The organism is Hymenobacter negativus (genome assembly GCF_016056375.1).
Classification (GTDB): Bacteria; Bacteroidota; Bacteroidia; order Cytophagales; family Hymenobacteraceae; genus Hymenobacter; species Hymenobacter negativus_A.
This window is the reverse complement of the sequence record NZ_JAEDAE010000001.1, coordinates 943,109-962,884: the sequence shown is the minus strand read 5'-3', so window position 1 is coordinate 962,884 and position 19,776 is coordinate 943,109. Positions and strand designations below refer to the sequence as shown.

The 19,776-nt window shown below is 60.5% G+C and carries 17 protein-coding genes; 4 read left to right on the top strand and 13 right to left on the bottom strand.

Features of this window, described 5'->3' with window-relative positions:
* Nucleotides 1-126: 126 nt before the first annotated feature.
* From I7X13_RS04150 to I7X13_RS04115, 8 genes are all read right to left on the bottom strand, one after another.
* A complete protein-coding gene (locus tag I7X13_RS04150) occupies nt 127-609 on the bottom strand; it encodes an LptE family protein (RefSeq protein ID WP_317191519.1) in 483 nt (160 codons plus the stop codon).
* Between the two features lie 34 nt (nt 610-643).
* The gene (locus I7X13_RS04145; protein ID WP_198074449.1) at nt 644-1,936 is read right to left on the bottom strand and encodes a sigma-54 interaction domain-containing protein; all 1,293 of its coding nucleotides are present in this window, start codon (nt 1,934-1,936) and stop codon (nt 644-646) included.
* A gap of 179 nt (nt 1,937-2,115) precedes the next feature.
* Nucleotides 2,116-3,555, bottom strand: coding sequence for a tRNA (N6-isopentenyl adenosine(37)-C2)-methylthiotransferase MiaB (gene miaB / locus I7X13_RS04140; protein WP_198074448.1), 1,440 nt, complete (start codon nt 3,553-3,555; stop codon nt 2,116-2,118).
* A gap of 98 nt (nt 3,556-3,653) precedes the next feature.
* Nucleotides 3,654-4,931, bottom strand: coding sequence for an anthranilate synthase component I family protein (locus tag I7X13_RS04135; protein ID WP_198074447.1), 1,278 nt, complete (start codon nt 4,929-4,931; stop codon nt 3,654-3,656).
* Between the two features lie 60 nt (nt 4,932-4,991).
* Entirely contained in the window at nt 4,992-6,572 is a 1,581-nt protein-coding gene (locus I7X13_RS04130) for a DUF3808 domain-containing protein (protein WP_198074446.1), read from the bottom strand.
* Nucleotides 6,573-6,650: 78 nt separating this feature from the next.
* Complete coding sequence (locus I7X13_RS04125; protein WP_198068607.1) at nt 6,651-7,412, bottom strand: zinc ribbon domain-containing protein; 762 nt, start codon at nt 7,410-7,412, stop codon at nt 6,651-6,653.
* Entirely contained in the window at nt 7,402-8,523 is a 1,122-nt protein-coding gene (locus I7X13_RS04120; RefSeq protein WP_198074445.1) for a Nif3-like dinuclear metal center hexameric protein, read from the bottom strand. Before I7X13_RS04120 ends, I7X13_RS04125 begins: the two co-directional genes overlap by 11 nt.
* A gap of 30 nt (nt 8,524-8,553) precedes the next feature.
* On the bottom strand, nt 8,554-9,243 hold the full coding sequence (locus tag I7X13_RS04115) for a uracil-DNA glycosylase family protein (protein ID WP_198074444.1): 690 nt from the start codon (nt 9,241-9,243) through the stop codon (nt 8,554-8,556).
* Between the two features lie 113 nt (nt 9,244-9,356).
* On the opposite strand from I7X13_RS04115, the gene lpxK reads away from it, so the two are divergent.
* From lpxK to miaE, 3 genes are read left to right on the top strand one after another with little or no spacing between them, the layout of a single operon-like run.
* Complete coding sequence (lpxK, locus tag I7X13_RS04110) at nt 9,357-10,427, top strand: tetraacyldisaccharide 4'-kinase (protein WP_198074443.1); 1,071 nt, start codon at nt 9,357-9,359, stop codon at nt 10,425-10,427.
* Nucleotides 10,428-10,483: 56 nt separating this feature from the next.
* Nucleotides 10,484-12,520: a putative porin gene (locus I7X13_RS04105; protein WP_198074442.1), complete on the top strand. Its 2,037-nt coding sequence runs from the start codon at nt 10,484-10,486 to the stop codon at nt 12,518-12,520.
* A gap of 18 nt (nt 12,521-12,538) precedes the next feature.
* Nucleotides 12,539-13,138, top strand: a complete 600-nt coding sequence (gene miaE / locus I7X13_RS04100) for a tRNA-(ms[2]io[6]A)-hydroxylase (RefSeq protein ID WP_198068597.1) — start codon at nt 12,539-12,541, stop codon at nt 13,136-13,138.
* 146 nt (nt 13,139-13,284) lie between these two features.
* On the opposite strand, the gene fahA is transcribed toward miaE, so the two are convergent.
* The 3 genes from fahA to I7X13_RS04085 all read right to left on the bottom strand — a co-directional run bounded on the left by fahA (nt 13,285) and on the right by I7X13_RS04085 (nt 16,142).
* Nucleotides 13,285-14,577 carry a fumarylacetoacetase gene (gene fahA / locus I7X13_RS04095; RefSeq protein ID WP_198074441.1) on the bottom strand — a complete coding sequence of 431 codons (1,293 nt, stop codon included), beginning with the start codon at nt 14,575-14,577 and terminating at the stop codon, nt 13,285-13,287.
* Between the two features lie 197 nt (nt 14,578-14,774).
* Nucleotides 14,775-14,990, bottom strand: coding sequence for a NifU family protein (locus I7X13_RS04090; RefSeq protein WP_198069023.1), 216 nt, complete (start codon nt 14,988-14,990; stop codon nt 14,775-14,777).
* Nucleotides 14,991-15,038: 48 nt separating this feature from the next.
* Nucleotides 15,039-16,142, bottom strand: a complete 1,104-nt coding sequence (locus tag I7X13_RS04085) for an Mrp/NBP35 family ATP-binding protein (protein WP_198068593.1) — start codon at nt 16,140-16,142, stop codon at nt 15,039-15,041.
* Between the two features lie 158 nt (nt 16,143-16,300).
* Here I7X13_RS04085 and I7X13_RS04080 point away from each other — a divergent pair, with 158 nt between their 5' ends.
* Nucleotides 16,301-16,699: a hypothetical protein gene (locus tag I7X13_RS04080; protein WP_198068591.1), complete on the top strand. Its 399-nt coding sequence runs from the start codon at nt 16,301-16,303 to the stop codon at nt 16,697-16,699.
* Between the two features lie 21 nt (nt 16,700-16,720).
* On the opposite strand, the gene I7X13_RS04075 is transcribed toward I7X13_RS04080, so the two are convergent.
* Nucleotides 16,721-18,577, bottom strand: coding sequence for a glycoside hydrolase family 2 protein (locus I7X13_RS04075; RefSeq protein ID WP_198074440.1), 1,857 nt, complete (start codon nt 18,575-18,577; stop codon nt 16,721-16,723).
* Between the two features lie 173 nt (nt 18,578-18,750).
* The gene (locus I7X13_RS04070) at nt 18,751-19,548 is read right to left on the bottom strand and encodes a phosphatase PAP2 family protein (RefSeq protein ID WP_198068586.1); all 798 of its coding nucleotides are present in this window, start codon (nt 19,546-19,548) and stop codon (nt 18,751-18,753) included.
* Nucleotides 19,549-19,776 lie beyond the last annotated feature (228 nt).

Sequence of the window (19,776 nt, the reverse complement as noted above, 5' to 3'; positions counted from 1 at the left end):
TGCAACATTACGCTAATTTACGCAGATACACCTGCTGCTAGCGTGCAGTTAATTGATATTTCCCGGAAAATTCAGTGCGTAATTCCTCTGCCGGCCAACTGCCCCAAACCCCAATTTATTCGCCGACTACCAGTTAGCTACCGACTTATTAAAAATGTCGGTAATAATTTTATCCGTGGTGGTACGCACGGCGGTGGGGTCGTTGTTGATGGTCGAAATGTTGCGGTTGGCCGCATAATCGTCAAAATTCTGGAACACCTGCTCGAAGCTCTGCTTGTCGTCCTTGGTGTTGGTGAAGCGAATTTTGACCTGAATCGTGAGGCGGTTTGAGCCGGCCTGCGACACGCCGTTGACCTGCTGAATGGAGGCCGGCGCAAAGTCGTAGGCCACGATGTTGCCGTCGAATTGCAGGTCGCCGTCGCGGGGCACGAGTTTTAGATTGGTATTGCGCTGGAAATAGTCCTTCAAATCCTCGGTGAAGCGCTGCGTGAGAAAGGCCGGTCCCGAAGGCGAGTTGTTCTGAATCGTGGCAATGGAAATGGTGCGCACCGCTGGATCAATGTTGGTGCCGTTGAAGGAGTACACGCCGCAGCTGCTCAGTCCCAGCACCAAGCAAAGCGCGGCGACCGAATAAAAAGCGGCTTTACACTTGCTCCAGGTCATATTGCTTGAGTTTGCGGTACAGGGTGCGTTCCGAGATGCCCAGGTCGTGGGCGGCGTACTTGCGCTTGTTGTTGTGCTTCTTCAACGCCTTGAGTATCATCTCGCGTTCCTTGATATCGAGCGACAGCGTTTCTTCCTCGGTTTCGTGCGGAATGTCCTCCACCGGGGTTTCGTCGTCGTAGCTCGTGGCCGGCTCGCTGTTGTAAGGGCTGGGGGCGGCGGGCAGGAAATACTCGGCGGCCTGGCCGCTGTCAAACGTGCCGGCGGGAGCCGTATTGTTGAAGAGGTGGCTGTTTTGACGCAGGAGCTCTTGGGCCTCGTGGGGGCGCTGGCCTGTGGCCAGCTCCAGCACCATTTTCTTGAGGTCCGTCATGTCGCGGCGCATGTCGAACAGGATTTTGTAGAGCAAATCCCGCTCGGAGTAGCCGGCGGCGGCCCCGTCGGGCGCGCCCGGGCCCAGCAGCATGGGCAGGCGGCTGGCCTGGTCCTGCGGCAGATAGGGCGCGAGGCGGCGAGCATCCACGTCGCGGTCGGTTTCGAGCACCGACATCTGTTCGGCGATGTTCTTGAGCTGGCGAATGTTGCCGGGGAAGCGGAAGCGAGTGAGTACCGGCACGGCATCGGGCAGCAGTGTGATGGGCCGGGTGCGGTAGCGCTCGGCCGCATCCGACGCAAACTTGCGGAACAGCAGGTAGATGTCGTCGCCGCGCTCGCGCAGCGGCGGCACGGTGATGGGCACCGTGTTCAGGCGGTAGTACAGGTCTTCGCGGAAGGTGCCGGCCTGCACGCGGTCGAGCAGGTTCACGTTGGTGGCGGCCACCACGCGCACGTCGGTTTTCTGCACCTTGCTGGAACCCACGCGAATGAACTCGCCATTCTCCAGCACGCGCAGCAGGCGGGCTTGGGTGCCCAGCGGCATCTCGCCGATTTCATCGAGGAAAATGGTGCCGCCGTTGGTTACCTCAAAGTAGCCTTTGCGCGCCTCGTTGGCTCCGGTGAAAGAGCCCTTTTCGTGGCCAAACAACTCCGAGTCAATCGTGCCCTCAGGAATCGCACCGCAGTTGATGGCGATGAACTGCCCGTGCTTGCGCGGCGACAGGGCGTGGATAATCTTGGAAAACGACTCCTTGCCCGACCCGCTTTCGCCGGTGATGAGCACCGTCATGTCGGTGGGCGCGACTTGCGCGGCCACCTGAATGGCGTAGTTCAGCGCTGGCGCGTTGCCGATGATGCCGAACCGGAGCTTGATGGATTGGATTTCGGAAGGTGTCATTCAGAGGACCGAATCAGAATAATTCAGCCGTAAAATTATTTTTTAGGAAAATTCATGCGCCAGAGCAACCGGATAACCAGGAAGGCAATAAAACCTCCCCCGATAAGCAGGAAAATCTGCCACACGAGCAGGCTGTTTACAATTGTCATTGGGATGATGATTTAGCCTTTGAATATTCGTTACACAACCGCCTCGCCCAGCAATGCGGCACCGGTGGTGCTGGTTGCCAGTACGCTCACGTAGTCGCCCTTCTTGAAATTGCCTTTCGGGAAAATGACTACCTGGTTCTGGTCGTTGCGGCCGCTGAGGTGCTCGGCCGAGCGTTTGGACGGGCCTTCGACCAGCACCTGATGCACCTTGCCCACCATGCGGGTGTAGCGGGCCCGAGCGTGGAGCTGCTGCAAATCAATAATTTCCTGGAGGCGGCGCTTCTTGGTTTCGAGCGGAATGTCATCAGCCAGCTTGCGGGCGGCCAGCGTGCCGGGGCGCTCCGAGTAGAAGAAGTTGTAGGCCATGTCGTACTTCACCAAATCGAGCAGGCTGAGCGTGTCCTGATGCTCCTCCTCGGTTTCGGAGCAGAACCCGGCAATCATATCCGTCGAAATGGCGCAGTCCTCGCCCAGAATGCGGCGAATGGCCTGAACCCGCTCCTCGTACCAGGGCCGGTCGTAGGTGCGGTTCATCAGGGCCAGCACACGCGAGTTGCCGCTCTGGGCCGGCAGGTGGATGTACTTGCAGATGTTAACGTGGCGCGCCATGGTGTGCAGCACCTCGTCGGTGATGTCCTTGGGGTGCGACGTCGAGAAGCGCACCCGCAGCTCGGGGCTGATGAGAGCCACGCGCTCCAGCAGCTGGGCGAAATTGACGTGCTCGGTGCCATCGGCCGATGCCCATTTGTAGGAGTCCACGTTCTGGCCCAGCAGGGTCACTTCCTTGTAGCCAGCCGCTACCAAGTCAGTGGCTTCCTGGATGATGCTGTGGGCATCGCGGCTGCGCTCGCGCCCGCGGGTGAAGGGCACCACGCAGAACGAGCACATGTTGTCGCAGCCGCGCATGATGCTGATGAAGGCCGCTACGCCGTTGGAGTTCAGGCGCACGGGCGTGATGTCGGCGTAGGTTTCTTCGCGGCTCAGCAGCACGTTCACGCCCTTCTGGCCACCGTCCACCTGGCTGATGAGGCCGGGCAAATCCCGGTAAGCATCGGGACCAACTACCAGGTCCACAATCTTCTCTTCTTCGAGAAACTTGCTTTTCAGGCGCTCGGCCATACAGCCGAGCACGCCCACCAGCATGCCGGGCTTACGCTTTTTGTGGGAGTTGATTTGCTTGAGGCGCATGCGCACCGTCTGCTCGGCCTTCTCGCGGATGGAGCAGGTGTTGAGCAGCACGAGGTCGGCATTGGCGAGGTCGTCGGTGGTGTCGAAGCCTTCGTCGAACAGGATGCTCGACACGATTTCGGAGTCCGAGAAGTTCATCTGGCAGCCGTAGCTCTCGATGTAGAGCTTACGCTGGCGGCCGGTACGGGTAGCAGCCGTCACGCGCACGTCGCCGCTGGGCGTAGCCTCGGCGGCGGGAGCGGCTTTATCTAAAAAATCAAGGGTTAACAGGGGTTGGGCCATATTCTAAACGCGTTTCGGCGGAAGACAAAGATACGGCAGCCAAGGGTAAAATGACAGAATGGCAGAATAATGTAGGGTGTGGGACTTGCCCCCGCGCCCTACTCAATGCCTGTTCCCAATACTTCCAGCAAAGCCCTGGCTTTCAGCAAGCATTCGTCATATTCACGCTCCGGGTCAGAGTCGTAAGTAATAGCAGAGCCGACCTGGAAGCTCAGGTAGCCGGTATCCTGGCGGTATTGCAGCGAGCGAATAACGACGTTGAAATCGAAGTTTCCATCGGCTCCCACATAGCCGATGCTGCCGCTGTAGAGGCCGCGCCGGCTGCGTTCGTAGTGCTCGATGAGCTGCATGGCGCGGATTTTCGGCGCACCGGTCATCGAGCCCATGGGGAAGGCGGCGCGGAGGATTTCGGCCAGGCCGGTGCCGGAGCGTAGGTCGGCGGTGACGGTTGAAATCATTTGCCAGAGGTGGCGGAAGGGATAGAGGCCGAAAAGCTCGGGCACGCGCACGGTGCCGGTGCGGGCCACGCGGGCGAGGTCGTTGCGCACGAGGTCCACAATCATGAGGTTTTCGGCGCGTTCCTTTTCGTCGTGCAACAGGGTTTGGCGCTGCTGCTCATCTTCGGCCGGCGTGGGCCCGCGCCGGATGGTGCCCTTGATGGGCTGGGAAATCAACTGACCTTGGCGGTGCGCTAGGAACCGCTCGGGCGAGGCGCAAAGCAGGAAATGGTCGTGCCAGCGCACGAAGCCCGCAAACGGCGCGGGCGACGCCCGCATGAGCTGCCAGAAAACCGCTACGGGGCTTAATACCACGTCCTCGGCGTAGAATTCCTGGCAGAGGTTCAGCTCATACACTTCCCCGTTGAGAATTTCTTCCCGAATGGCTTCCACGGCCCGCAGATATTCCGTTTTGGGCAGACGTGGGCGCATAACTGGCACGGCTGGCGCCGCAACCGGCGGCACGGATTGCGCCAGAACTCGGGCCAGAATCCCGGCTGTTTGCCCGTGAATTTCCAGCGTATCAGCCCGCCACACCAACCAGGTTTCCGGCGTGAAAAAATGCAAGGGTGGCCACGCGAATCCTGCAAAATTTTCGCTATAAAGGGCTTCGATGTCGTTTTTTAAGTCGTAGGTCAGGAAGCCAAAACGGGGGGCAGCAGTCGCTGGCTGCCCAGACAAATCAGCCAGCGAATGGACATTTTGGGCTCCGGCCGGCGCTACTGCCAGTAGGCGCTCTAACGCACCCTGCGGGTAAGCCAGGTCGTTGGGCTCGAAGTAGGTGCAGTGCGGAAAAGTTGCGCCCCAATGCAGCGCCCGGACCCGAAAATCGGCAGGCAGCTCATGCAGCGGAACGGTTTCGAAAGCAGTTGCAGGCACAGCAGAATAACAGGGGAGGGCCGTCGGTTTGGCAGGTTTCAGCGATAAATAAAAGGCGGACTACTTCAACTCGCGCAACGCCAGTTTGGCTTTGGCGTCGGTGCTGTTTTTGTATTCGTGCCAGGGATAATTCAGCGCCCGTCGGAAATACAGGCGCGCCGTGGGCTTGTTGCCCACGCTTTGGGCCATGTAGCCTTGCTGCAGGGCAGCTTGGGGCGCGTAATAATAAGGCGCTTTGGGGCCGGCCTCGGTCTGCGTTTGCTCGAAGTAAAACCAGGCCGAATCGAGCCGGCCGAGGCCCTGGTAGGCGCGGGCGCGCCGGTAGGGCGCCTCAATGCGGTCGCGCCAGAGCGTGGCCTGGGTAGCATGGAAGGCCCGCAAGGTAGCCAGTGCCTCGCGGTCGTAACCGCCATCCGATTGCAGCCGGGCTTTGGTGAGAATGGGATTGAGCGCCACGGCTTCCTGGTAGTAATGCTGGGCGTACACGTCCTCCTCCACATCGGCCGGGCCGGGTTGGTTAATTAGTGCGCGGTATTTGGCCGCCGCGGCCGGTTGCCCGCTCAGCCACACCGCCAGGTAGAGCTTGAATGCGGCATCCTTGCGGTAGTGCTGGCCCCGAAACTCGTGCAGAAACGCCAGATTCTCGCGCTCCGATGCCGCGTATTCGCCCCGGTAGAGCAGCAGGTCGGCAGCCATGTGGTGCAGGTAGGCGGTGGGCAGGTAGCCGGGCCCGGTAGGGCGGGCGCGGTAAGCGGCGAGGGCCACCGCGCCGTGGTGCTGCCGCTTCTCCACGCTGATACGCAAGTAGGCGAATAGCAAGTTGTCGGGCTGTTGGATGGTAAGCTGTTCGGCCAGTCGCAGGGCTTCAGCCGGCTTCTTGTAGTAGCTCTCCCGAATCAGGGCCAGAAGAATCTGGCTTTCGAGCTGGAAGTCATTCGGTTGCGTAGCGGCCTGGGCCAGGCGTTGCAAGCCGGTGTCCAGGTTGGCCGTGAGACCCAGCAGACGCAGCAGCCAGTGGTAGCCCTCGGGCAGAGAGCCCACCGCAAACTCGCAAACCCCCAACGTCTTGCGGGCAGGCAGGAAATTAGGGTAATGCTTCACCACGTCCTGCATCTGATGGTAGCCGCTGCGTAGGTGGTAGCCGCCCATCACCACGTGCTTGAATAGCAACTGGCTAAGGCCCAGGTGCAGCGTGATTTCGGCCCGGGCGTAGTCGCGCAGGGCGCTGGCGGGCGCATCATCCAGGGCATCGAGGCGGGCTTCCTGGGCGTCGGTCAGGGCATCGTAGCGGCCGGCATCCTGGGTGATGAGTAGTTCCACGAAGTCGGCGCAGTTGGCTACCAGCAGGGGAGCGGGGGCCGTGGGCATGCTGGCCAGCTCGGGCCGCAACAAAGCACGGGCCGCATCGAGGCGCAGCTTCAGGACGTCAGCGTAAGCGCGGCGGCTGTTAGGGGTAAGGGCTTCGGGTTTCTGGTTGGCCGCCTGTTCGGTGTTGGCCGCCAATTCCTGGGCTTCTACGACTTGGGTCGGCGGCCCGGAACTCGCCTGCGCCGGCAACACGCTGCTCATCAATGCCAATGCCAGCCCCGCCAGGTGAGCAGGGAGGTGAAGCGCAGCAAGTGAAAATGTCCGACGAAGCATGAACCAACAAAACCAAAAGCCCGGCAACAAAAAAGGAACGGCAGGGCCGTTCCTTTTTCAAATCATTGCAAACAAAAACTATGCAGTGCGCACTTCCACGTCGGCCAGAATCCGGCCGCAGTGCTCGCACACGATGATTTTCTTGTGCGAAATGATGTCGGCCTGGCGCTGGGGCGGCACCGTGTTGAAGCAGCCGCCGCAGGCGTCGCGGCGCACCAGCACCACGGCCAAGCCGTTGCGCACGTTGCCGCGAATGCGGGTATAGGCCGTCAGCAGGCGGTCTTCCACCGGCTTGGTAGCTTCCTCGCGCTGGGCCATGATGGCACGCTCCTCCTCTTCGTTTTCCGAAATGATGGTGTCGAGCTCGCTTTTCTTGGTGTCGAGGTCCTTGCGGCGCTCGTCCAGCTTCGACTTCGTACCGCTGATTTCGGCGTTTTTCACGTCAATCTGGTACTGCGACTCCTTGATTTTCTTGTCGGCAATCTGGATTTCCAGGCGCTGCAGCTCAATTTCCTTGGCAATGGCTTCGAACTCGCGGTTGTTGCGCACGTTCTGCTGCTGCTCGTCGTACTTCTTGATGAGCGTTTCAGCGTCCTTGCTGGCCTGCTTGCGGCTCTTGATGAAGTCGTTCAGGCCCTGAATGTCTTCGTCAAATTTCTTCACACGCACCTCGTAGCCAGCAATTTCGTCTTCGAGGTCGCTCACTTCCTCGGGCAAATCGCCCCGCACACGCCGGATTTCGTCGAGCTGCGAGTCGAGGTGCTGCAGGGTGAGCAGGGCTTCGAGCTTGGCGGCTACGGGAACGTCGGCGGGAGCCACGGCGGCACTTTTAGCAGTCATATTGAACGGGGTTCGTAGGGGTTTCAGCGATTAAGACCGCAAAAGTACGTTCAAATCCGGCCGTTAGCAAATCCCGGAACACTTCGCCGGTGAACTGTTCGCTCTCAAAATGGCCCACGTCGCAGAGCATCAGCTGGCCCTCGGCTCCAAAAAACTCGTGGTATTTCACATCGCCGGTCACGTAGGCATCGGCCCCGGCGGCCCGCGCCGCGCCAATAAGAAACGCGCCCGCCCCGCCGCAGATAGCCACCGTTTTGATGGGCTTTTCGAAAGCCGTGTGACGCACTACGGGCACCAGCAACTGCCGCTTCAGCCGCTGCCGGAACGCGGACGGAGTCAGTGCCTCGGGTAGCTCGCCCACCAGGCCCGCGCCTATTTCCTGGTGCGTGTTTTCCAATTTAATCAATTCATAAGCAACTTCTTCGTAAGGATGTGAGGCCCGCAGCGCCCGCAGCACGGCCGCCTGCCGGTGCAGCGGCAGCAACACTTCGAGGCGCAATTCGGCCACCGTTTCGGCCTGGTTTTGGGCGCCGATGGCTGGCTGCGCGCCGTTGCCGGGCGTGAAAGTTCCGGTGCCTTCGGTACGAAAGCTGCAGTCGGAATACTGGCCCACCTGGCCGGCTCCGGCGGCGTAGAGCGCGGCCAATACGCGGCCGGCTACGTCGGCTTGCTGGTCTTCGGGCCGGTTGGGCACGTAGGTGATGAGGCGCGCCAAGGTGCCAGTTTGCGGGGCCAATACGCGGGTTTTCAGCAGGCCAAGTTTTTCGGCGAGCTTGTCATTAACGCCGCCGCGCACGTTGTCGAGGTTGGTGTGGGCGGCGTAAATGGCCACGTCGTTTTTGAGGGCGCTGATGATGGTTTGTTCCACTTCGTTGGCCCCGGTGAGGCGCTTGAGGGGCCGGAAAATGACCGGGTGGTGGGCCACCACCACGTTGCAGCCGCGCCGCACGGCCTCAGCCACCACGGCCGGGGTGCAGTCCAGCGTTATAAGCACGCCGGTGATTTCGGCGTGTGGGTCACCGCATTGCAGGCCAGCGTTGTCGTAGCTTTCCTGGTAGGCGAGGGGCGCGGCGGCCTCCAGCAGGCGGGCAAGGTCTTGAACGGTGGGCACTTTGGGAAGGGTTGAGGTTTGACTGTTGAATTATGAGTTGGGCAGGAGTTGGCCCAGCGTTTCTACATAATGCGCCACGTTGGCGGCCGTGTTGCGGCTTTTGTACTGCATGAGGTAGCGCGGGTGGTCGAGCACCACGATTTCATCGAACAAGCCCAGCCCCGCATTGAGGCGCTTGAAGAATTCGCCGTTGCGCTTGCCCAGGCTCACGGCCACATCGCGCCGCAAACCTAACGCTTCTACCTGTTGGCGCAGCGAAAGCTGAATATCCGGCCATAGGGCTTTAACAAGGGCTGGCGAGTCGTAGTAATTGTAGTTGAGCCCGTTTCTCAGCAGCACCAACGGGTACAGCGACCCCACATAAAAGTGCTGATAAAAAGCCGCCGGGCCACCCATTTCGTTAATGACTTTGTACACGAACTGGGTGGAAGTTTCGGGCCGTTGGCGCGGCAAATCGTGTTCGATACCGCAAAATGCGCTCAGTGCTGTGGGGTCGGTAAATGCGACGCCTGTGCGGCCCATGCCCAGCCTGCCGGGATTGATGCCCAGTAGGGCCACGCGCGGCGGGGCATCTGGGTAAAATTTGTGGGCAAACTGGCTCAGCAAGTCGAATACAGCCGGCTCGCGAAAGGGACTTTGAGCAACAACACCAGCGGGCAGAGCCGTGGGTAGAGGAAAGGTGCGAAGAAATTGCAGGAGCTGGTCGGCAAACGAGGGCATGGAGGACGAAGAATAATTGCGAATGAGTTTTATGAGCCCAGACGTTTGCTGACGTCCTGACCTCCGCGAGACTGTACTTTTGCAGGCTGTAACCGGTCCGAAGTTTCCTGCTTATGTCTGCCGTATTGGCTTTTTTGCTGCTGCCGTTTTCCTGGCTTTATGCGGGGGTGTTGGCTGTACGCAACTGGCTATACGACGTGGGCTGGAAACGCGCCGCAACCTTCGCCGTGCCGCTGCTCAACGTGGGCAATCTGCGCGTGGGTGGCACCGGCAAAACCCCCCACGTCATCTGGCTGGTTGAGGAATTGCTGCGCCAGGGCCACCGCCCGGCCATCCTCAGCCGGGGCTACGGCCGCCAGACCTCCGGCCCGCGCCTGGCCGGCCCTGCCGATTCGGCCGCGACGGTGGGCGACGAGCCTTGGCAGTATTTCGAGCAGTTCGCGGCCCGCAGGGTGGTGGTGGCCGTAGCCGAGGAGCGCCGGCTTGGAGCCAATTTATTGCTACGCGAACACCCTGAAACCACCGTCATCGTACTCGATGATGCCTACCAGCACCGCGCCGTGCGGCCCACGCTCAATATTCTGCTCACGGAGCTGGCCCGACCTTTTTATGAAGACTACGTGCTGCCCGCCGGCCGCCTGCGCGAAAGCCGTTCTGGGGCACAACGAGCCGATGCCGTCATCGTAACCAAATGCCCGCCCGACCTTTCGGAAGCTGACCAGGAGATTGTAGAACGACAAATTCGCCGCTACAGCCGCCCCGAAGTGCCCGTGCTTTTCTCCGCTTATGAGTACGCTGCGCCCCAGGCACTGCCGGATGCTGCTGCCATCAGCTTGCCAACGGCTCTCACTGCCGGGCCTGCCGTGCTGCTGACGGGTATTGCCCAGCCCGGACCGTTGCGGGAGGAGCTTGAGAAACAAGGTTTTGAAATTCAATACCATGCTCTGTTCCCCGACCATTACATCTTTATGCCGGCAGACCTGACGGCGCTGCGGGCGTATTGGCAGCCGGGCTGGCCTATTTTTACAACGGAAAAAGACGCCACACGCCTGCTGGCCCCCGGATTGCGGGCGGCCCGGGCGGGGCTGCCACTCTATACCATTCCGGTGCGGGTGGCGTTTTTAAATGATGGTGGCGCAGCCCTGCGCCAGCTGTTGCCGCCCGCGCCCACTGCGGAGGCTTGATTTATTCTGACTTGGCCAGTTGTGCCGGTGCGCGCTGAACCTATTTCGTTTCCTCCTTGAAGGCTCTGCAATTCCCTTTTTTACTTTCCTGGCCGCGCCTGTGGCCCTTTGTCTGCGTGTTGTTGGCGCTGGCCGCGTCCACAGCGCAGGCCCAGGTGGTCGATGACTCGACCAAAGCGCTGTACGGACCCAAAACCACGCGCCTTATCTACGAAGCCGAGGTGCTGCGCGACTCTACCGCGGGAACGCCGCTCGACACCACGCTCACCAAGTGGCCGCAGGCGCGGTTCTGGTTTCACGACACCACCTTTCAGCAGGATTTGGGTACAGTGGGTTCGGCTTCGCGGCCGTTGCTTTATCAGCCCAACCTGGAATTGGGAGCCCGCTTCGGGCGCAATGTATTCGACAAATATGCCCGCGATGCCCGCACCGTGCCGTACTACGATTCCCGCTCGCCGTATTCGTTTTTTCGGGTGGTGCAGTCGGGCTCGGGCGAGCAAGTATTTGAAATCAGCTACAGCCGCAGCCTAAAAAAGAATTTCAGCGTGGGCATAGCTTATGAGCGCATTGCCTCTAATAAAGTGCTGGCCGCCAAGGGCTCCCGCGATGGCTTGGTGGAACATTCCAACCTGCTGTTTTTTGGCCGCTACCAGAATGAGAATGAGCGGTACCACCTGTTGTTCAACTTCAGCAACGTGCGCCACCGCGCCCTAGAGCAGGGCGGCATCAAGCCGCTGCCCAACGAAAACACTCCGCAGGACCTCTTTAACTACGCCCAGCAGCAAGTGTGGCTCACCCAGGCGGCCAACAACGAGGACCGCGACGAGTTCTACCTCACCCACACCTACCGCCTGCTCGGGCGCGGCCTCACCGTCTACCATACCTTCGACGCCAAGCGCCAGTACAACAATTTCGCCGATTTGGGGCTGGAAACGGCCCGTACTTCCGATGGCTCGCTGGAGCGCACCTTCTTTCCCAGCACCTTCAATAGCCCCACGGCTACTATTGACCGGGCCGAATACCGCCAGCTCGAAAATACTTTCGGCGTGCTGGGCCGCACTAAAGCCGTCGAATACCGCCTCTACGCCCGCGACCGTATTGCGTCCGTGACCAGCCAAACGCTAGCGCCCGGCTCTACCACCGCCAACCTTATGCTGCGGGAGGCCGCGCCAAAACGCCAGTTCAATCAGCTCTTCGTCGGGGGCACGGCCGCGTTCAACTACCGCACCATTTACGCCATAGAGACGTCCGGCGAAGCTTACTTATTGCCGCTGACCGGGCTGAGCACCAGCAGCTATAGCCTCGAATACTGGGCGCGAGGCAGTGTCCGCACCGGTCCGCTATCGGCCGAAGCGCTGATAAATTCCTACTCGCCCACGCTCACCCAGCAGGAATTCATCGGCAACCACTACGCCTGGAGCCATTGGAGCGGCAACTACACCAGCCCCGCTACCAACGCCGTTGATGGCATTTTCAAGAACACCAGCACGCAGCAGCTCACGGGCCGCCTGCAGCTCAAGGTGCCCAGCCTGGGCCTCCTCACCGGCCAGCGCTTCGAGGCCAGCGTGAGTGCCGTCAACATTGCCAACCTGGTGTATTACGGCACGACGGGCGCGCCGCAACAGCTCGGTACCAACCGCAACTTGGTCATCGCCTTTGCGCGGCACCGCACCATGTTGGGCCGGGTGGGCTTCGATAACCAAGCCACCTACACCAAGGGCGACAACGACAGCGAAGGCCTGCGCATCCCCAGCCTGGTCACCAACTCGCGGTTGTTTTACGAAAGCTATATTTTCCGCAAAGCGCTGTTCAATCAGATTGGGGCCGAGGTCTATTACCAATCGGCATTCCGGGGCTACACCTACAATCCCACCGCCCAGCAATTCTACCAGCAGGACCATTTCACCATCGGCGCTCACGCCATCGCCGACGTGTTTTTTGTGGCCGATATTAAAGCCGTTTCGCTATTTCTGAAAATGGCTTACGTCAACCAAGGGCTGGCAGGTAGCTACAACGGCTATTATGCTTCGCCCTATTATACCGGCTATCCACGCCGGTTTCAGCTGGGGGTAAAGTGGAATTTCTTCAATTAGCAATAATTAGAAATAACGATGACAAAGGAAAAAACCATCCTTAAATTAAAACTCAATACCGACCCGCGCTGGGTGAATATTGCGGAGAAAAATATCGAAGATATTCTGGTCGACCACGCTTGGTGCGAGCAAAAAGCCGCCAGCACCGGCATCAGCATGATTATCCATTACCCCGAGAAAACCCGCCTCGTGGACGAGCTCACCGACCTAGTGGCCGAGGAGTGGAGCCACTTCGAAAGAGTGCTGCTGGAGCTGCGCAAACGCGGTTTTGCCCTGGGCCGCCCGCGCAAGGACGAGTACGTGGTGCAGCTGCTGGCCCACGTTCGCAAGGGCGGTGCCCGCGAGCGTCAGCTCATGGACCAACTCCTGGTTTCGGCCCTCATCGAAGCCCGCAGCTGCGAGCGTTTCAAATTACTCTGGCAAAATATCGCCGACCAGGAATTAAGTAAATTCTATTACGAATTGATGGTTTCTGAAGCCGCGCATTTTGTTAGCTACGTCGATTTAGCCAAAGAATATTGCGACCCTAAATTAGTGGAAGAACGGTTGCAGGAATTGCTGGTAATTGAAGGCGAAATCGTGACCAATTTGCCCGTGCGCGACGACCGGATGCATTAATCATCATTGCGGGCGCAGCGAAGCAATCCGTCCTGTACAATGTGACAAGCCCCGAGACTTTACAGTGCCGGGGCTTGTCGCTTAATAAAATGTATGGTTTTGGCAGGACGGATTGCCACGGGCTTCGCCCTCGCAATGACCGGCGCCTACAACGGCAACGCCGGCAGCACCGTGCCGCTCACCTCGCCAAACCCAATGCGAATGCCATCCTTTTCTGCGTAGCCGCGCATGGTCACGGTATCGCCATCGAGCAGAAAGTTCCGCTCCGAGCCATCAGCCAGCGGCACGGGCCGGGTGCCGCGCCACGACAGCTCCAGCATGGAACCCAGCGAATCGGGCGTGGGGCCCGAGATGGTGCCGGAGGCGTACAGGTCGCCGGCTTCGATGTTGCAGCCGTTGGAGGCGTGGTGGGTGAGCTGCTGGGCCATGCTCCAGTACATCAGCCCAAAATTGGTGCGGCTGATGGTGGTTTCGGAGCCGTTGGCGGGAGCTAGGGCCACTTCGAGGTGCACGTCGAAGTTGTGCGCGCCACTCTGGCTCAGGTAGGGCAGGGGCGTGGGCTCCTGCGGCGGGCCAGCTACACGGAAGGGCTCCAACGCGTCCAGTGTCACCACCCACGGAGCCACGCTGCTACCAAAATTCTTGCCCAGAAATGGCCCCAGCGGCACGTATTCCCAGCTTTGCAGGTCGCGAGCGCTCCAGTCGTTGAACAGGCACAGGCCGAAGATGTGGTCTTCGGCTTCGCCGATGGGTACCGTTGTACCCAACTCGGTACCAGTGCCCACTACGAAGGCCATTTCCAGCTCAAAATCGAGCTGGCGGCTGGGGCCGAAGGAGGGTGCGTCTTCGGTAGGCGCCTTGCGCTGGCCGTTGGGCCGACGAATGTCGGTACCCGACACTACGATGCTGCTGGTGCGGCCGTGGTAGCCGATGGGCAGGTGCCGCCAGTTGGGCAGCAGCGCATTGGCCGGGTCGCGGAACATGGTGCCTACGTTGGTGGCGTGCTCAATGCTGCTGTAGAAATCGGTATAGTTGGCCGGCTTCACCGGGCGCAGCATCCGCACGTCGGTCTGGCGCAGGAGGCAGTCGCGCACGGCCAGCTCGTTGTCGCGCAGGCGGGGCTCGTCGTGGCGCAGCAGCTCGCTCACGCGCTGGCGCACGGCGCGCCAGGCTGGCCGCCCCAGCCGCAGAAATGCATTGAGCGACTTCCGCCGAAATACTTTCGGCTGGGCATCGCCTAACTCATCCAGGTCCTCAAAAAAACCAAACTGGCTGGCGGCGTACAAATCAAGGACATAGCCGCCAATGGCCACGCACAAATGCGGCCCACGCTCATCGGTTTCAAACACGCCAAAGGGCAGGTTCTGGATGGGGAAGTCACTTTCGGGGCGAATGTCAATCCAGGAACGGAGTGCGGGCGAGTTGAGGGCGTTGGGCATAGGGTATTGATGAGGTTTGAGCGGTAAAATTAGAGCGGACCGCGTTGTAGTCGGGCAAAAATCAGAACGTCATGCTGAGCGCCGCCGAAGCAACTCCACCGCGCAACTAAACCTGTCGATTGGGTTTACCATTGCGGGAGAGCTGCTTCGGCGGCGCTCAGCATGACGCCCTACGTTCTTCAAGCCGAAGAAAAAGCTTACCGGGCCTCCACGGCTGTGATTTCGGGCACGGCTTTTTTCACCGTGTCTTCCAGGCCGGCGCGGGTCATCGGCGACATGGGGCAGGCTCCGCAGGCCCCTTCCCATTCCAGTTGCAGCACGCCCTCGGGGGTGATGTTGGCCACGCGCACGTTGCCGCCATCAGTGGCCAGGTAGGGGCGCAGGGTGTTGAGGGCCGCCTCGATGCGGGGCATCAGCGGATGGTCGAAAGCAGGAAGGGATGTTGTCGTTTCCACAGGCAGTTAGGCATTCATTTGCACGACGGCCGTTTTGGGGGCCACGTTGTTGCGGATACTCACCTGGCGGGCCACCGCCTCGGCCAGGTCGGCAAACAGCTTGCCTACTACCGATTCCGGGTCGAGCACAGCTGGCTGGCCCTGGTCGCCGTTTTCGCGGATGCTTTGCACCAGCGGCAGCTGGCCCAGCAGCGGCACATCGTGCTGCGCGGCCAAGCGCTGGCCGCCGTTTTCACCAAATATAAAGTACTTGTTATCCGGCAGTTCAGCTGGCGTAAACCAAGCCATGTTCTCCACCACGCCCAGCACGGGCACGTTGATTTGGGGCTGGCGGAACATCTGCAAACCCTTCTGGGCATCGGCCAGGGCCACTTTTTGCGGCGTGGTCACGATGACGGCCCCAGTCACGGGCACGGTTTGCACCAGCGTGAGGTGGATGTCAGAAGTGCCGGGCGGCAGGTCGAGCAGCAGGTAGTCGAGCTCGCCCCAATCCACTTCGGTGATGAACTGCTTGAGGGCCGACGAAGCCATGGGCCCGCGCCACACAATGGCGCTTTCGGCCGGGGCCAGAAAGCCAATGCTCATCAGCTTTACGCCGTATTTTTCAATGGGCTGAATCAGGTTTTTGCCGTTCGGACCCTGGAAAACGTGCGGCGCGGCATTCTCCACATTGAACATGACGGGCACGCTGGGACCGGAAATGTCGGCATCGACCAAGCCAACTTTGGCCCCGGTGGCAGCCAGCGCCACCGCCAGGTTGGCCGTGACGGTGCTTTTGCCCACGCCGCCCTTGCCCGAGGCAATGGCAATGATATTTTTCACGCCGGGCAGCAAATCGCCGCGGTTGTTGCGGCCGGTAGTTACGCGCGAAGTCATGGTAATTACCACGTTGGCGTCCTTGTCCACCATTGTGTGGATGGCACGCTCGCAGGCATCGTGAATGAGCTGCTTGAGGGGGCAGGCCGGCGTGGTGAGCACGACGGTAAACGCGACGGTGAGCCCGTCAATCTCAATGTTCTCAATCATGTTGAGCGTCACGAGGTCCTGGCCCAGGTCGGGCTCTTCCACGTAGCTCAGCGCTTTGAGAACGGCTTCTTTGGATATGGTCATGGATTAGGCAATGCGCCAAATGGCAGCGTAGCGCAAAGATAACCCCGGAAGGGCCGGCACGGTTCGGCAGCTTGGCATTGCTCGTATTCTACTGTTGAGCTCGGCGGTTTATATGATTATGGTAATAAAAAAAATAATTAAAATAATTTTTATAAATTGTGTTTGTTAAGCTGACAGATGTCATATTTACCCAAAAAACAAACCCTTTACTTTCCAGCGTGCCATTTACTCACCTTTCTCGTGCAACGTTTATGCAACATCGTGACCAAGATGCTGGAGCCGGCGTTATCAACCCTTTATGCTGTGCCCACTGCGAAGAAGACCTAGAGCAATTAGTTGTTTTTGAGCTGATTGTGCCCAAGGCTGCCAAAGTGGCTTTGCCACGCCTACAGCCAGAAATTGGTCCGTTGACCTTACGGGAAAACTCCGTCACGACGACCGTACCGGGGAAGCTATACATGCAGTTGCAGGCCAGCAATACCGCTACGCGGGCCGGCTGGTACATGACGGCCACTCTCGCGGCGGCCCCAGCCAGCTTTCCCGAGTGCCGGCGCTAAACCGTCGCTGCGGGCAATGCCTCAACTCCCGGTTTCCGGAGCGGGTTGGCGCGAGTTGAGCAGGCCGGTGGGCACGCTGAGCGCGCCGGTGTGCGGGTCGAGCAAGCCGTTGCGTTCGTCTTCGATGTTGGTGGCCTGCGTGTACACATCGCCGGCAATAGGCCGGTTGCGCAACTCCTGCTTAAAGGCGCGGATGGTGTTGGTACGGGCTTCGGCATCCTGCGGCCCGCCGTAGTCCGGGAAGCCAAAACCGCCCCATTCGCTCACGATGAGCGGCACCTGGCGACGGTAGAAGAACGGGTCGCCCACCACCAGCGGGAAGGCCGCGGTGCCCTCCAATTCGCCGCCTACTAGGCGGTCGAGCAACTCCCTCCACCGGCCCAGGTCGGGGGTATAGAGGTGGGCGGTGAGCAGGTCCGACTTTAGGCGGCCGGTATAGGAAACGTGGTGCCAGCCGTCGTTGTCCACCACCAGAAACTGCGGGTAGGCAATTTGCATGAAGTGGTACATCTCGACGATGTACTGCCGGGTTTCGGGGTTGGTGGCAATGTCCTGGGCACCCCAGTCCTCGTTGTACAGGCTCCAGATGACGATGCTGGGGTGGGTTTCGCTGAGCGTGACCAAGCGCAGGAGCTCGGCACGGTGGTTCTGGCGGCTGCGGGCGGTAGAACTGTGTGGGCTGGGCACTTCTACCCATAGCAGCAGACCCAGCTCGTCGGCCAGGTTGTAGATGCGCGGGTCGATGCCGGCAATGTGCACGCGAACCAGATTGCAGCCCAGCTCTTTCATGGCGTGCATGTGGCGCTGCATTTCCTCGTAAGTGGCCTGGCCGGGCTGGTACAAGATACCGTCGAGGTACACCGGCTCGTTATTCAGATACACGTAGCGGCCCCGGGCTTCAATTTTGCGCAGGCCAAACAGGGTTTCAATCTGAGCTGCGTAGCCATCGGCGTGAATGAGCTGCGCCACCAGCCGGTAGCGGTTCGGCACTTCCGGCGACCAAAGACTGGCCCCGGGCACTTCGAGCACCAGCCGCTGCTGCCACTGCCCGGCGGCCAGCTGTAACGGAAAATCGGAAGTAGCCAGGGGCGTGGTGCGGTCCTTGGTATCGGCCTCAAACGCCTGGAGCCGAATGGTATAAGCGCCGGCGTCGTGAATGCGCAGCGTGAGGTTGAAGCGTACCAGCTGGTCTTCCACGGCACTCACCACGCCCACCCGCGAGCGCAGGCGGTTGCGCTCCACCACTTCGAGCCACACGCTGCGCACGGCGCCGGTGTAGGTCTGGTACCAGATGCCGCCGCGCTTGTACACGTGCGATTCCTGCTTGCCGCGGGGCAGCTCGGCGTCCATGGTATCGGCAATACGCACGGTGAGGCGGTTTACGAGGTGCAGGTTTTCCTCGTCTAGCTCGTAGGAAAAAGACGTGTATTCTCCCAGATGAATTTCTTCGCCTTCAATGGTTTTCAGCGGCTTGCCGTTGAGCCAGACCCGGGTCTCGTAGCCGCAGGCCCCAAACGTGAGCTGGAGCATGGACCGTTGCTGCGACTCGGCTACTTCGGGCAGTTGAAATTCCCGCTCATACCACACCACCACCTGGTCTTGCCAGGTGGGTCCGTTCTGGTGGCCACGCGCCTGGGCCAGGTGCTCCTCTACCGAGCCGGGCCACTGGGCGGCGTGCTCGTAGGTGTGGCCCAGGGCCCAGTTGTCGCGCAGGCCCGCATCCTTAGCGTCTTCGGCGAAGTGCCAGGTGCCGTCGAGCAGCATGTGGTTGTTCATGCGCAGCACGGCCCGGGGCAGGGGGTTGGCGGTTTCTTCGGCGGGAGATTCTTCGGGCCGGCTGGCCGAAAGCGAGTAGTTGGCCAGATGCAATTCGTCCATGCGGGTAGGGAGCGGAAAGGAAGCCAGAGCCATCGGCGGCCGGCCAGGTGCTACTTACCAAACGCGAACCATGTTGATAATGATACAGAAAATGCGCTTCTGGCCCGCTAATAAAAAGAGCCGGGGCCCTTCCAATGGGAAGAGCCCCGGCTTTATCCAACCGCTGCTTAGCGCTACGGCCGGAAGGCCAGTGCGGCCCCGGCCCCCGCACCGGGCACGTAGGTGGGCACCAGCAGCAGCTTGTGCGCCACGCGGGACGGCAGCGCTTTAGTGAGTGCGGGGTACAGGTGCCACACGGTTTCGGCGGAAAGAAAGCCGATGGCGGCCCCGGCCAGCACGTCGGTGGCCCAGTGCTTGTTGCCCATCAGGCGCATGGCCCCGGTGGCGGTAGCCACGGCGTAGCCGCTCACACTCACCCACGGGTACTGGCGGCCGTACTGCTCGTGCAGCAGCGTAGCCGTGAGGAAGGCCTGCGAGGTGTGTGACGACGGAAAGGAGCTTAAATCCTGGGCGTTGTAGGGGCGCGGCTCGGCCGTGATGCGCTTGAGGTTGCTCACGATGCCTTCGTCCAGCTCGTGGGCGGCCAGGTAGATGAGCGTGAAACCCACCGCCGAACGCTCGCCCCGGTGGCCGGTGGCCATCAGGCCGTAGGCCAGGGCCAGCGGCGCGTGGCGCGAGTAGTCGTCGATGCCGTGGGCATCGAAGCCCCGGAAAATTTCCTGTGTTTCGGCCTGCATGTCCTGTTTGGCCTGGCAGAGCACCGTGCTGTACGTGGGGCTGTGGGCCAGCACGCCCACGGCCACCAGCGCCGACGGCACGGCAATGCGCAGGGCCACGGCGCGGGCCTTATTTACTGGCCGTGGGGCCTGAATGGCCGAATCAGCGGGCAAAGCCGGGAGTTGCTGGGCCTGGGCCAGATGGGCCATCGGGCTGCTCAGCGCAAGCAGGAATAGGCTTAGGCGTAAACGCAAATGGAGCAGAAGATAAATGTGGTTCTGAAAGTTAGCCACTCGATGGGCTGGTCAGGAAGCTCAAACCGGTGAATGACACGCTACGCAAGGCGAACGGCCCGTAAGTTTCCGCCAAGGCGAAGTGCCGAGCACAACGTAGCGGCATAGGGGCCGCCTGACGCAGAGGCTGAACTCAATAAAAAAGCCCCAACCGGCGAAGGTCAGGGCTTTTGGTTGCGCTGGGCAGCG